16 protein-coding genes are annotated in these 12,806 nt (G+C 50.1%); 11 read left to right on the top strand and 5 right to left on the bottom strand.

Going from position 1 to position 12,806, the window contains the following annotated elements; all coding sequences use genetic code 11:
• Positions 1-447: 447 nt before the first annotated feature.
• Entirely contained in the window at positions 448-1,050 is a 603-nt protein-coding gene (locus QGT73_RS15435; protein ID WP_280123023.1) for a DJ-1 family glyoxalase III, read from the bottom strand.
• Positions 1,051-1,206: 156 nt separating this feature from the next.
• Here QGT73_RS15435 and QGT73_RS15440 point away from each other — a divergent pair, with 156 nt between their 5' ends.
• Positions 1,207-1,569 carry a winged helix-turn-helix transcriptional regulator gene (locus tag QGT73_RS15440; RefSeq protein ID WP_280123024.1) on the top strand — a complete coding sequence of 121 codons (363 nt, stop codon included), beginning with the start codon at positions 1,207-1,209 and terminating at the stop codon, positions 1,567-1,569.
• A gap of 132 nt (positions 1,570-1,701) precedes the next feature.
• Complete coding sequence (locus tag QGT73_RS17565; RefSeq protein WP_425278414.1) at positions 1,702-1,785, top strand: 4Fe-4S binding protein; 84 nt, start codon at positions 1,702-1,704, stop codon at positions 1,783-1,785.
• On the opposite strand, the gene QGT73_RS15445 is transcribed toward QGT73_RS17565, so the two are convergent.
• From QGT73_RS15445 to QGT73_RS15455, 3 genes are read right to left on the bottom strand one after another with little or no spacing between them, the layout of a single operon-like run.
• Positions 1,782-2,360: a YdeI/OmpD-associated family protein gene (locus tag QGT73_RS15445; protein ID WP_280123025.1), complete on the bottom strand. Its 579-nt coding sequence runs from the start codon at positions 2,358-2,360 to the stop codon at positions 1,782-1,784. The genes QGT73_RS17565 and QGT73_RS15445 overlap by 4 nt on opposite strands.
• A gap of 15 nt (positions 2,361-2,375) precedes the next feature.
• The gene (locus QGT73_RS15450) at positions 2,376-2,723 is read right to left on the bottom strand and encodes a hypothetical protein (protein ID WP_280123026.1); all 348 of its coding nucleotides are present in this window, start codon (positions 2,721-2,723) and stop codon (positions 2,376-2,378) included.
• Positions 2,723-2,998, bottom strand: coding sequence for a winged helix-turn-helix transcriptional regulator (locus tag QGT73_RS15455; protein ID WP_280123027.1), 276 nt, complete (start codon positions 2,996-2,998; stop codon positions 2,723-2,725). Before QGT73_RS15455 ends, QGT73_RS15450 begins: the two co-directional genes overlap by 1 nt.
• Positions 2,999-3,217: 219 nt before the next feature.
• Between QGT73_RS15455 and QGT73_RS15460 the strand changes: the two genes are divergently transcribed.
• Positions 3,218-3,862, top strand: a complete 645-nt coding sequence (locus tag QGT73_RS15460; protein WP_280123028.1) for a flavodoxin family protein — start codon at positions 3,218-3,220, stop codon at positions 3,860-3,862.
• A gap of 17 nt (positions 3,863-3,879) precedes the next feature.
• Here QGT73_RS15460 and QGT73_RS15465 read toward each other — a convergent pair whose 3' ends face one another.
• On the bottom strand, positions 3,880-4,899 hold the full coding sequence (locus QGT73_RS15465) for a helix-turn-helix transcriptional regulator (protein WP_280123029.1): 1,020 nt from the start codon (positions 4,897-4,899) through the stop codon (positions 3,880-3,882).
• Between the two features lie 103 nt (positions 4,900-5,002).
• On the opposite strand from QGT73_RS15465, the gene QGT73_RS15470 reads away from it, so the two are divergent.
• The 8 genes from QGT73_RS15470 (at position 5,003) to QGT73_RS15505 (ending at position 12,610) form a co-directional block, all read left to right on the top strand.
• On the top strand, positions 5,003-5,899 hold the full coding sequence (locus tag QGT73_RS15470; RefSeq protein ID WP_280123030.1) for a hypothetical protein: 897 nt from the start codon (positions 5,003-5,005) through the stop codon (positions 5,897-5,899).
• 639 nt (positions 5,900-6,538) lie between these two features.
• Positions 6,539-7,420: a motility associated factor glycosyltransferase family protein gene (locus QGT73_RS15475; protein WP_280123031.1), complete on the top strand. Its 882-nt coding sequence runs from the start codon at positions 6,539-6,541 to the stop codon at positions 7,418-7,420.
• Positions 7,421-7,450: 30 nt separating this feature from the next.
• The gene (gene bcp / locus QGT73_RS15480) at positions 7,451-7,903 is read left to right on the top strand and encodes a thioredoxin-dependent thiol peroxidase (protein ID WP_280123032.1); all 453 of its coding nucleotides are present in this window, start codon (positions 7,451-7,453) and stop codon (positions 7,901-7,903) included.
• Between the two features lie 85 nt (positions 7,904-7,988).
• On the top strand, positions 7,989-8,420 hold the full coding sequence (locus tag QGT73_RS15485; protein ID WP_123617996.1) for a deoxycytidylate deaminase: 432 nt from the start codon (positions 7,989-7,991) through the stop codon (positions 8,418-8,420).
• Positions 8,421-8,464: 44 nt separating this feature from the next.
• Positions 8,465-10,081, top strand: a complete 1,617-nt coding sequence (locus QGT73_RS15490) for a S41 family peptidase (RefSeq protein ID WP_280123033.1) — start codon at positions 8,465-8,467, stop codon at positions 10,079-10,081.
• Positions 10,082-10,095: 14 nt separating this feature from the next.
• Positions 10,096-10,644 carry a 5-formyltetrahydrofolate cyclo-ligase gene (locus QGT73_RS15495; protein ID WP_280123034.1) on the top strand — a complete coding sequence of 183 codons (549 nt, stop codon included), beginning with the start codon at positions 10,096-10,098 and terminating at the stop codon, positions 10,642-10,644.
• A 144-nt stretch (positions 10,645-10,788) separates the two neighbouring features.
• On the top strand, positions 10,789-11,871 hold the full coding sequence (locus QGT73_RS15500; protein WP_280123035.1) for a sensor histidine kinase: 1,083 nt from the start codon (positions 10,789-10,791) through the stop codon (positions 11,869-11,871).
• A complete protein-coding gene (locus QGT73_RS15505; protein WP_280123036.1) occupies positions 11,846-12,610 on the top strand; it encodes a LytR/AlgR family response regulator transcription factor in 765 nt (254 codons plus the stop codon). Before QGT73_RS15500 ends, QGT73_RS15505 begins: the two co-directional genes overlap by 26 nt.
• Positions 12,611-12,806: the final 196 nt, after the last annotated feature.

A 12,806-nucleotide genomic window follows, 5' to 3' on the forward strand; every position in this document is an offset into this window, starting at 1 on the left:
AAGACAGAAAATTTCAGTAATTTTGTTCTCGGTAATCATAGCGGTAAAATATTTGTAAATGTTATAATTGGACACTATAAATTTACGAATTTTTCGCGAGAATACCAAGAAAATCAGTCATTTAGTTTTATACTAAATGGCTGATTGTTTTATTATTGGATAACTGAACTCTTATATCGAACTCACGTTATATTATATAAATGTGATTGGTTCATGTCGTTATGGATTAGAATATTGCAAAATTACGAAAATTCACGTTATTCTCCCATATACGGCATGAACCACAAAATGTACTCTTTGTCACATTATACGTCTGATTTATATGTCATCAGATATATCCAGTCTTCAGGTGGCACAGGAGCAGACTCGTCTTTGAGGCTGTGTAACAACCAAAGTTAGGCAACCTCACCATAACGGTTTCGCAATCGGCTCAAAAAGGGATGATTATCACGAGATGACCATTCCTTCGCGTAGAGCCCGCTCTATATCGAAGCCTTTGATGCGACGCACCAAAGCCAAGGCGAAATCAAGCGTAGTGCCGGGTCCCTGGGATGTTATCAGTCGGTCACCGACCACCACCGAAGACTCGGAATAGCGGCCGCCTCCCTTTATGAAATCATCTTTAAGAAAAGGATAGCCTGTTGCCTCCTCGTCCTTTAATATGCCAAGCGGACCGAGCACAAGGGCCGGAGCCGCGCATATGGCAGCTATATTGCCTCCCTCGCGCCAATGTCTCCCTACTGTTTCGCTCAACTCCGCGCTGAGATTCACAGCTTCTTCGGTCTTGTCGGCTCCCGGAAATACGAGCCAATCGATAAACTCGGGGCGCAGGTCGGAGAGAGCCATATCGGCAACTATTAGATTGCCGGTCGCTCCTTTTACAAGACGGTTTTCGGTCATGGAGACCGTATAGACTTCGATGCCACCACGTCGCATCACATCTACCGGGCCTATGGCTTCTATCTCATCAAAGCCATTGCCGAGCATTACAAACACCGCTTTAGTCACAGGGATGGCCGCCGACGGGATAAGGATACTGTTTTTTGTCATGATTTGTGATTTGATTTTAAGTTTTTAATTAACTTTGCAAAGGATAACCGCTACCCTTTGTATAGCGCAAAGTTACAGGCCAAAATTTTACCACACAAGAGGTTACCACCGCCTCACCTGCTTACTTCAAACTCACTTTCAGTCAATATCAGTCCAATGGACAACAAAAAAATTTCCGAAAAATATTCCTGCATTGCTTCATGTCCCATGCGAAATGTCATAGCCCACTTCGCCAACAAGTGGTCGATGCTCCTCCTCGTCATCCTTGACGAATATGGAGTGATGCGTTTCAACGAACTTTCGCGAGCGATTCCCGACATCTCGCCCAAAGTCCTGTCGGGCCACCTCAAGACACTTGAATCAATGGGACTTGTCAATCGCGAGCTTTATGCCGAAGTCCCGCCACGCACCGAATATCACCTCACCGACCTTGGCAAATCACTCATCCCTATCCTCAACAGCCTCTCCGATTGGGGACGCCAACATCTGACTACCATTCAGAAAAACATGTCTCGATAACACAACGCCGGTCAACCCGTGCGGCAGTTCAAAAAATCCACATCTTTAAAAATATTTTCAACCCTCGCATGTCCGCGTCTCGCGATACGAAAAGTAAGAGGGTGTTTCCTATGGCACCGTCACGCCATCGTGATGCATGGACTATGCGTCGGATGTAACATGTGTGTCACTGTGTGCCCGCAGGGTTGTTTCCGCAAGAACGACAAAAAGCTCTAAAAATCCGCCACCATAAGCAACCGCCCGCAATCGTGCCAATCACCAATCATCTCTCCGCGCTCACTCGCCTCGATCAGTTTGTTTAGCCGGGAGATGAATATCTGACTACAATTCCTGTTGCGCTGGATATTGTCAATTCTCACTCTTCGATATAGCGCGGGAAATGTAAGAAAATTAGTCCATGCTGTCGGATTGGATTGAAATGCCTCCGTCACCTCCGCGTCAATCACCATATCCGCATCAAGGTCGGGACACACGGCACGTCCGCTGTCGGTCATCAGCCCGAGAGATTCCAGTCGCCTGCACCGCGCTTTGTTGAGCTCGGTCCACCGGCCATTCTTGGTGCGCGGGCCGAAACGTTGCAGAGCCACTCCATCGATCCTTTTCAATGTCGAATCAATCCATCCGAAACACAGTGCCTCCTCCACTGCGTCAAGATACCACAACGAGTCGGCCGGAGGAGTTTTGCCCCTCTTGACCGCCATCCAGCACTCGTTGTCCGTGGCATGATGTTCCGCAAGCCACCTGCGAAAATCCTCGCGGTGACATATGTCAAGAATATTTGCCGGTATCAATCGACCTGTAATTTATTATTGTTTGACCATACGTGCGCTGATTGCGGCGGCAACCATGCCAAGCACAAAATAAACGGCCGCATACACTACAAACCAAGGCTCTCTGATATCAAAAAACACCCACGAACCGACAAGAAATGCGACCGACGACACAAGAGGCATATACCACATGCGTCTGAAATCACGCCCACATCTCAGCCCCAGCACAATGGAATAGGCCGGATTGACCACAAAAAACAGAAGCATGCATAGTGCCATGCCTGCACATTCCGATGCACATCGGGCTACTCCGAACGGGAGCAGAAACATAACGGCTATCGACACACATAGCCACACAAAGATGGTGTTACCTGAAGTTTTCATTATTCTATATTTGTATTTCTCTGTCGGTTTATCATTATCTGATCAAAATTTTCACGCCCCCACTTGAGAAGCGCGCTTACATGCGGGAGCAGAGTCCGGCCAAAATCGGAGATGGAATACTCCACTCTCGGCGGGACATCGGGATACAGCTTGCGACTGACAATGCCATCGGTCACAAGCTGCCTTAACACCTGTGACAACACTTTTTCCGACACCGACGGTATGTCACGATACAATTGATTGAAACGCACGGACTCGCTCTCGGAAATCTTCACGAGAACCACCTAAGCCCACTTGTTGCCTATCCATTCAAGCATCGGAGCAGCTTTACAATATCCGTAGTCCAATTTTTTTGCCATTGCCAACTGTCATAAAGATACTGACTCACAGCTAAGCTAACCTCTCGGTAAGGGGCAAACCTTTCGGTAAGTCATTGTTATATCACGGCTTATAATCTAACTTTGCAGCACAAAATTAATAAAAAAATAATAATCATGAAAAAAATAGTCATTATAAACGGTAGCCCGCGACTCAATGGCAATACCGCCAAGCTGATTTATGCATTTGCTCAGGGAGTTAAATCCATATTGGATGATGCAGAAATCATAACTGTCAATTTGTATCAGCTCAGCTACACAGGATGCAAAAGCTGCTTCACATGCAAAGCTAAAAATAGTCCGACATACGGGAAATGTGCCATTAACGACGATTTATCCGAGGTCCTTGACCATATATATGAGACCGATTGTCTCACTATAGCCTCACCTGTATATCTCATGGACATAAATGGGCAGACCAAAAGTTTTCTTGAACGTCTATGCTACCCGTTGGGCTCATATGAAAAAGGTTATCGCTCACTTGCCCGCAAAAGAATACCGGTTGTCACGTTCTACACAATGAACACTACAGGCGACAATGCTCCTCTGCGGGCCTTTGAAAATACCGAAATGTTTCTCGCCCATATTTTTTCACAACCACGACGCATCTGCTCATTCAACACTTATCAGTTCAGCGACTATTCAAAATATGTAGTAGAAACATTCTCCGAGAGAGAAAAAGCCGAATATCGCGACAAGCATTTCAATGACGACATCACAGCCTCATATAATGTAGGCAAAGAAATAGCCGGCCTTATGTAAGTCCGGTTTTGGTATAGTCACCTCAATTTATATTGTGCGGCACTGCTGAGACAGATGTCGCGCAATTGGTCTGCAAGCGACCGGGGAGACTCCACTACTATGCCGGCTCCGAAACTGAGCAACTGGGCCACAAATTCATGATTGAGTACAACCGTCATCTCAAACGTCATTGACCCGTCAGCCGGACCTTTACCGACAAGACGCTGCGAAGAGTGAAGCGGTTTGGTGAGAATATACCCTGCCTGAGACTTGTCAGCTTTTATACGTACTGTCTCCTTGCTCAGTCCCGGATGCTTGGTCACCCCGACCACATCGTCAAAATAGCTGTCATCAAACTCCGGATTGTCTCTGAACGGAATGTCGGGGCATGGCTGAAAATCCACTATACGGTCAATGGCAAGATTGAACAGCTTCATATCCTCCATTCGTGACCCGAACAAAAACCAACGGTTGCGATATTCCTTCAACAGATAGGGATACAACATAAACCGTTTAGTCCGTCGGGCATTAAACGACCGATAGTTGACACTCACCGTCCGGCGCGCGGCAATGGCATCATAGAGAGGATTGAGATATTCAAGCCCGCGGAGACTCGGGTTGCGTTCAAAGTCTATGATATTACGGCGTTTGCCAATCGCCTCTCCTACCTTATCCTGGAGACGTCCCACCACATCGGCCATTTCATGAAAGCGGTCAAACTCATCAAACTGCCTCAGAAGGTCAATAGCTCGATTGAGCACATCGATGTCATGCTGCGAAAGCGGCCGGTTGCTGATAGAATACTGCGGGTCGGCATATCGGTAATATTTTCTGTCATATACCTCTATCGGAGCCTCATATCCAAGACGGTCGGAGCGCATCATCTGTATGTCGAGTTGCACTGTGCGCGTACTCACCATGTCGGCCTTTCCCTCATACTCATAGAGCGCGTCGCTACATGCGTCCACAAGATCCTGCAATGTCCATCTCCGACCTGTGTTGCGCAGACAACGGTCGATGGTGCGATAGCGCAAAAGCGCGTTTTTATTTTGTGCCATAGATGTTTTTTTCGCAAAAATACAGTTTTTCACAAACTACGCAAAATCATTGCGCAGCAACCTCCCAACTTTGCACCACAAAACTTCAAAAAACCGACTGATTATGAAAAAAGACACCATATTCTTTACTGCCGACGGCAAAGGTCTGACCTCCACATCAGCCAACCACATAGCTAATCTCGCCAAAGAGATGATACGCAACATCCTGACTTCGCTTGACGAGATGACATTCTACTCCACCAATGTGTCGCTAATAAGTGGTAATAAACCTCACACACTCAATCAAGGTATAACCGACACAGACGTTATGACCGTAATCGATAAGCTGCACGAGGTGTCGGCCGCCAAGTCATTGATAGCCTGGTTGCGCGAGGCCATAAAGGCCCGCGAGCGGCTTCTGGACGAGACAAGAGACCTCTCTCTCGAGCAGTTTGCCGAAATTGAGGGCATCGAACTCAAAGAGCGTCCACAACAGGAGAAAATAATGACCGAGGACGAGTATTTCGCCTCCCGTCCCCTCGACGAGCGTTGCCGCTACTACGAGCTGGAGACCCTCGCGTCGACTTTAGGTAAAGCCATCCATCCCGGAGGCTCATTCGCCGAAGCCCGCACCGATCTTCAGGCCAAGGTTTCAAAGCCGCATTCAGTCGAAGGCAACGGACGCGACACCCTCATCTACACCTACGCTCCGACTGTCGACGAGTCGGTAGTCGAGGATGTATACTTCAACATCCAGAAGCAATATCGCGAAGCACAGTCTCGGCTCAACTCGATGAAACACGAGTGCCTCAAGGCCATCGAGGAGTCAACAGTAGCCGCTACGGGCAAATACAGCAAGGACTTGGCTGAATGGACCAACCAACGCACACTGCTCGAGGCACGACGTATGGAATATATCGAACGACGGGCCAAAGAGCTTAACGCTCTACGCATCATAATACCTCAGTCACTCACCGATATTTACGAAAAGGTCTCTGACCTTCATAAAAACAAGGCGTAAGGTCTGGTGACGGCAGCCCGATCAGGGTGCCGCAACCTCAGGGGCCTCGAAGACGGCCATCCATATCATGCACAGCCGCCACGTGCGGCATTTTACAGGACCGGGACTCTTGAATGAGTCCAAAATGGCCGGATTGCCATAATATTCCATGCCGGTGACAGGCGGTGACCCGCCTCGAGGCTGATTTCGCTTTCGACAGGCAATCCGGGTTTTCGTTTTAGTCCTTGGTCTTGATTATGTCGGCCCGATTCAACGGCCCGCCTAACGCCACGAGAGGATACGCTTCTGCCGTTGTTGGCACACCGTTGTCAGGCAACAGCAGCAACCGTCATCCTCTCGTTTTTCATTTTGCATTCCGGATAAAAATCACAACCTTTGCAGTGCCGATTATAAGCAGCGTTTTGTAATCCTCATCAGAGGGCACGATATATTGCCGGATAAGATGACTGGGTAAAACCTCAATTCTTATACTGTTTGTGTCCGAACTGCTCACAACACTATTCATCACAGGCTATTACATCTATAATCGCCGCCACATCTGACATTCGCCGACAACCACATGTCCACGATGATTGATTTTTATTTGCTCAGGTGGCCGATTCTTGGTATATTTGCAGGATAAACCGACACCTGTACGTAATGATTGCAGACACAATATCCGACTTTTTCAACGCCACCGGCCAATCGCTCAAAAGCATTGTCAAGCTGGCATTGCAGTCGCGACGTCCTTCAGTCAGCCATGCCGACCGCCGGGGGTGTCCGCTGATAATACTCGGCAACGGGCCTTCACTTGCCCGTAACATCGCGGAAGACATGGAGTTGCTCACCGGCTGCGACACTCTCGCTGTAAATTTTGCCGCCAACACGGATGAATTTATGGGCATACGTCCGCGCTATTATCTGCTGATGGATCCCCACTTCTTCAGTCTTCCGTCATCCGATCCGAATGTCACCCGGCTCTATACACGTCTCGACAGTGAGGTCGACTGGGAAATGACTCTCTTTATCCCTACCGGCCGCAAGCCGTCGGCACTCGGCATACACAACCGCCACATACACATCGAGCAATTCAATCCCGTAGGCGTGGAAGGCTACGACTGGCTTGTGAAAAAAGCATGCGACTCAGGCCGCGGACTGCCGCGTCCACGCAACGTGCTCATTCCCGCCATCATGACTGGCATATGGCTCGGATACAAGGAAATATATCTGCTCGGAGCCGACCATAGCTGGCTGCGCACACTTGATGTGGACGAGGACAACACTGTGGTGAGCATACAGCCCCACTTCTACTCCGACGGCGAAGAGGAACACCGACGCGTGGCGACAATGTTTCGCGACATACGCCTTCACGAATTGCTGTGGGGATTTCACCTCGCCTTCAAGGGCTATCACGCCATCCGGCGATATGCCTCGACCGTCGGAGTCAGCATCTATAACTCCACACCAGGCTCATATATCGATGCGTTCCCACGCCGGAACATACGCTCCATCAGCGTTCCCGACAAGACCAAACGACAATAACAATATACAACCTCCAATAAACAATCTCTTATGGAAACTGGTACAATTATCCCCGACATACTCGGCACCGACCAGGACGGCAACATCATCAGGCGCAGCGACTATCCCGGACGCAGCATAGCCCTTTACTTCTATCCCAAAGACTCGACTTCGGGATGCACCGCTCAGGCATGCAATCTGCGCGACAATTATCAGAGTCTGCTCGATGCCGGCTATCAGGTGATAGGCGTGAGTGTCGACAGTGCCGACTCGCACAAAAAATTCATAGCCAAAAACTCTCTGCCTTTCCCGTTAATCACCGACACCGACCATAAACTCGTGACCGAGTTTGGCGTATGGGGCGAAAAGTCAATGTACGGGCGCAAATATATGGGCACATTCCGCACCACATTCATTATCTCTCCCTCGGGCGAAGTGACCCGCATAATCACCCCCAAGCAGGTCAAGACCAAAGACCATGCCGCCCAGATACTCGCCGACTGAGCGGCCGCCATACATAATCGGCCGAAACTGTTGAGTTGTTGGCAAAAAATGATTACCTTTGCACCCGTAATCTGAAGTAACCTTTATGGATCACAACGTAAAGCAGACATTGCTTGACAAACGCTATCTGCGCATGGCCCGCATATGGGCCGAAAACTCCTATTGCGAACGTCGCAAAGTGGGCGCACTCATGGTAAAGGACCGCACGATTATATCCGACGGTTTCAACGGCACTCCGGCCGGATTTGAAAACGTGTGTGAGGACGAAAACGGCAACACCAAGACCTACGTGCTCCATGCCGAAGCCAACGCCATAACCAAAGTGGCCCGTTCGAACAATTCAAGCGAAGGTGCGACTCTCTACATCACCGCTTCGCCTTGTCTTGACTGCGCCAAACTCATCATTCAGGCCGGTATACGCAGGGTGGTGTTCAACGAGCTCTATCGCATCACCGACGGCATAGACCTTCTCACCCGTGCAGGCATCGAATGTCAACACATTTCAGAACCTCTGTAAGCTCAATAACCTATAATATTTTTAGGCCCTCCTATTAGACTCTCATGAACAATCGCCTTAAGAACCCCGGCGTCTGGATGCCCTTAGCTCTGGCCGTTGCCCTTGTTGCGGGCATGTGGATAGGCAGCTCTTTTTTCAACAGCCGTCACTCTTGGAACTCCCGTACCAAGCTCGACACCATTCTCGAACTCATTGACAAAAACTATGTCGACGAGATTGACACCGACAGCATCCTCGAGGCTTCCTTCTCGGGACTGATGTCTCATCTCGACCCCCATTCGGTCTACATTCCCGCCTCTGATCTCCAGAGTGTCAACGAAGAACTGGAAGGATCATTCTCGGGCATCGGCATATCTTTCAATATGCTCGGTGACACCATCAATGTGCTCGAAGTAATATCGGGAGGCCCGTCAGAAAAGGTCGGCATACTCCCCGGCGACCGCATCATCACCATCAACGACTCGCTCGTGGCAGGTCAGAAATGGGAAAACAACAAGGTGATGAAACATCTCCGCGGCCCCAAAGGCTCAGTGGTGCGCCTCGGCATCAAACGCCCCACAGCCGCCGAACTGCTACCCTACGAAGTGACGCGCGATGACATACCCGTCACTTCCATTGACGCATCCTACTTTCTTGACAACGGCATAGGGTATATCAAAATCAACAAATTCGGAGCCACGACCTACAGCGAGTTTCTCACCTCGGCAGTCACACTCATGGCCGAAGGTGCCGAAAAATTCATAATCGACCTTCGCGGCAACGGAGGCGGATTCATGGATCACGCCGTGCTTATGGCCAATGAGTTTCTTCCGGCCGGCAGCCCTATCGTATCTATCAAAGGAAAACACACTTCGCGCAACAACGCCACATTCAGCGACGGGTCCGGTACACTCAAAGACAAAGAGGTCGTAGTGCTCCTCGACGAGTTCTCGGCAAGCGCGAGCGAGATTTTCGCCGGTGCAATGCAGGACAATGACCGCGGCATCATCGTGGGCCGACGCTCTTTCGGCAAAGGCCTGGTACAAAATCAGCTCGAGCTCCCCGACAGCAGCGCGCTTCGTCTCACGATAGCTCGTTACTACACCCCCTCGGGCCGCTGCATACAGAAGGACTACGCTCCCGGTGTCGACTATGAGCGTGAGCTCCTCAACCGCTACGAGCATGGCGAGTTCTACACCGCCGACTCCATCAAGCAGGACCAAAGCAAGCAGTTCACCACCCTGCACGGCCGCACAGTGTATGGAGGTGGCGGCATCACTCCCGACATTTTCGTTCCTAACGACACCACCGGTGTCACCTCCTATTATATAAATGTGGTGAATGCAGGACTGATCCAGAAGTACACCTTCGACTACACCGACCGTAACCGCGAGACTCTCAGCAAGAGCACCGACGGACGTCAACTGCTCACACTTCTGCCTGATGACGACACTCTCCTGCAGGACTTTGTGGCTTATGCCAAGAAAAACGGGATAGCTCCGCGATGGTATTACATAAACCTTTCACGCGATTTGCTTGTTAATTCCTTGAAAGCCATGATTGCCCGCAACATACATGGAGTGCAGGGCTACTATGAGGTCGCCAATGACAACGACCCCACAGTCTCGGTAGCTCTCGATGCTCTCTATGAGGGACAGACGGCTTTCCCTATCACCAAATAGAGAAATAACAAGCGATGAACAAAAGCGATATCCGACGCAGAGTCAAGGCCCGTAAGACCATGCTCGATGACACCGAGCGCGACAGGGCTGCACGTGATGTGTTTTCACTCCTTGAGCAGACCGCCGCATTCATGCTCGCCGACAGGATACTCATGTATCACTCTCTGCCCGACGAACTGTCGACCCATGAGTTTATACGCCGGTGGGCTCCGCGCAAGCACTTCTATCTGCCGAGAGTCAACGGTGTCAATCTTGACATACTCCCTTATGACGAGTCACGCCTGTCACTCGGGTCATTCCACATCGAAGAGCCCACGGGCAACGACACCACTGATATCAACGGAATCGAACTGATAATAGTGCCTGCCGTAGCCTTTGACCGTCAGGGCAACCGCGTAGGACGTGGCAAAGGTTATTACGACCGCCTGCTCTCCGACACCAAAGCCACAAAGATTGGCGTCGGATATGACTTTCAGCTCATCGAGGAGGGCATCGACGCCGACCCTCATGACGTACAGATGGATATGGTCATAACCGAGACCCACCACATCGTCATACGATAGGCTGACATTACAGCCATACAACTTATTAGATATCTCTAAGCCCGCGGACATCGGCTGTTCGTGGGCTTTTTATGCCTGTTCATTTAAAAATATTGTGATATTAACGGATTATTTCCTTACTTTGTATAAACAAAACGAAGTAACATGAAGCTCACGCGCAACCGTCACTACGAAACCCTGACCTATATCGGATTGTGGCTGCTGGTCATAGCCTTGTATATGCTCGTCACCATCCGCAACCGCAGCATGGACAGCCTCACACCTGTCAATGAGGAAATATTCGTCCGCATGGCAATGACTCTGACACCCTTCGTCGTACTTTTCGCCATTCACAACTGGCTGCTGATACCGCGTCTGTTGTTTCGCAACCGGCTCCCGGCCTATTTCATATGCTCATTGATAGCATTGGCTCTTGTGTGGTCTTATCAGTATTTCCACTTCACACATGAGATTACGGTACGCCCCGGGCCTCATCCAAAACCTCCGATGCCCCACCATGTGCTGCCGCTGCCACTGTTTCTTGACTTTGTGTTCTCGCTTCTCATCATAGGGGCCAACCTTGTGATTGCACTGCTGTTTCAGCGGTTTGCCGACCGACTCGAGCGCGAAAGCCTCATGAAAGCCAATGCCGAAAACCAGTTGAGCTATCTCAAGGCCCAGATTAACCCCCACTTCTACATGAACATGCTCAACAATATCCACGGCCTGATTGAAATTGACCCCGACAAGGCCCAGGATATGGTCATCGACATGTCGCGGCTCATGCGTTACATGCTCTATGAATGTTCCCAACCGCGCATTTCACTCTCGGCCGAGATAGAGTTTCTTGACAATTATCTCCGTCTCATGCGCCAACGCTATCCTGCCGACAAAGTAGCCATCACAAGCGATTTTCCCGACCGGCTCCATACGACAGGAGTGATGGTGCCGCCGCTGATATTCCTCGTGTTTATCGAAAACGCTTTCAAGCACGGCATCACCTATCGCGAGGAGTCATATGTAAGCGTCAGCATACGTGTTGCCGACGGCAAGGTAGAGTTTCACTGTCTCAACAGCAATCCTCCTTCGTCAGCACCCTACACTCCGGGCATAGGACTGACCAATGTGGAGCAACGGCTCAATCTCATCTACGGCCCCGGGCACTCGCTTGAGACAATAGCCTCCGACACTTCCTATAACGTCAACCTCATAATACCCGTACATGAAACTCCTGACAGTAATAATTGATGACGAGCCTATCGCGCTCGAAAAGTTGCGCAGCTATGTGGAGAAGACTCCGTTTCTTCAACTGGCCGGGGCTTTCTCCAACGGCATGGACGCACTCGGCATGATTACATCCGACGGCAATGTCGATGTGATATTCACCGACATAAATATGCCCGACATAAACGGGCTTGAGATGGTGGGCGCGCTGACGCGTCCGCCACTCATCGTATTTATCACAGCCCATCCTGACTATGCCGCCGAGAGCTATCGTCACTCGGCCGTCGACTATCTGCTCAAGCCTTACAGTTTTGCCGATTTTCAGCGCGCGGCCACCAAGGTGATGCAACGCTACCAGCTCGACCACAGCTCGTCGACAGCCGACATGACGGCCGACATCCGGACTCCCGGCCAGGACTCAGGCTCACTTTTTATCAAGGTAGACTATCGCTACATACGCATCAGTCTCTCCAACATCCGATACATCAAAGGCTATGGCGAATATCTGCAGATATACACCACTACCTCTTCATCACCCCTCCTCACGCTCAGTTCCTTTGCAGCCATACGCGAAAAGCTCTCCCCCTCGTTTCTGCAGATACACAGGTCATATATCGTCAATATGAACCACGTGCTCCACATCGAGCGAGCCCGCATAGTCATGGACGCTGACACATATCTGCCGGTAGGAGACAGCTATAAGAGCAACCTGCAGAGCTACCTCTCGTCCCACTCCATAGGCGGCGCGTCACGCAAGGAATAATCAGAAGTCAAGAGCCGGTTCATTGAACATATGTGCCCGTTGGTTGAATCAATTTCACCGCGGGCACATATTTTATGTAATATTGCAGTGTCAATAGTTCGTTAAAAAATTATTCATAGGCTAAGCGGCATCTACCGCCAAGCCAAGGAGTTCTTTGACAAGTTTAGCATTTAAAGTCTTGTTCGGGTCAATTCCG

It is taken from the genome of Duncaniella muricolitica (assembly GCF_910574735.1).
GTDB classification, from domain to species: Bacteria; Bacteroidota; Bacteroidia; order Bacteroidales; family Muribaculaceae; genus Duncaniella; species Duncaniella muricolitica.

Bases quoted from the DNA above. Each gene is read 5' to 3' on its own strand.
- QGT73_RS15490 (WP_280123033.1), top strand. From the start codon at position 8,465: ATGAACAATCGCCTTAAGAACCCCGGCGTCTGGATGCCCTTAGCTCTG.
- QGT73_RS15500 (WP_280123035.1), top strand. From the start codon at position 10,789: ATGAAGCTCACGCGCAACCGTCACTACGAAACCCTGACCTATATCGGA.
- QGT73_RS15450 (WP_280123026.1), bottom strand. From the start codon at position 2,723: ATGAAAACTTCAGGTAACACCATCTTTGTGTGGCTATGTGTGTCGATA.
- QGT73_RS17565 (WP_425278414.1), top strand. From the start codon at position 1,702: ATGCATGGACTATGCGTCGGATGTAACATGTGTGTCACTGTGTGCCCG.
- QGT73_RS15485 (WP_123617996.1), top strand. From the start codon at position 7,989: ATGGATCACAACGTAAAGCAGACATTGCTTGACAAACGCTATCTGCGC.
- QGT73_RS15470 (WP_280123030.1), top strand. From the start codon at position 5,003: ATGAAAAAAGACACCATATTCTTTACTGCCGACGGCAAAGGTCTGACC.
- QGT73_RS15460 (WP_280123028.1), top strand. From the start codon at position 3,218: ATGAAAAAAATAGTCATTATAAACGGTAGCCCGCGACTCAATGGCAAT.
- QGT73_RS15435 (WP_280123023.1), bottom strand. From the start codon at position 1,050: ATGACAAAAAACAGTATCCTTATCCCGTCGGCGGCCATCCCTGTGACT.
- QGT73_RS15505 (WP_280123036.1), top strand. From the start codon at position 11,846: ATGAAACTCCTGACAGTAATAATTGATGACGAGCCTATCGCGCTCGAA.
- QGT73_RS15465 (WP_280123029.1), bottom strand. From the start codon at position 4,899: ATGGCACAAAATAAAAACGCGCTTTTGCGCTATCGCACCATCGACCGT.
- QGT73_RS15475 (WP_280123031.1), top strand. From the start codon at position 6,539: ATGATTGCAGACACAATATCCGACTTTTTCAACGCCACCGGCCAATCG.
- bcp (WP_280123032.1), top strand. From the start codon at position 7,451: ATGGAAACTGGTACAATTATCCCCGACATACTCGGCACCGACCAGGAC.
- QGT73_RS15495 (WP_280123034.1), top strand. From the start codon at position 10,096: ATGAACAAAAGCGATATCCGACGCAGAGTCAAGGCCCGTAAGACCATG.
- QGT73_RS15440 (WP_280123024.1), top strand. From the start codon at position 1,207: ATGGACAACAAAAAAATTTCCGAAAAATATTCCTGCATTGCTTCATGT.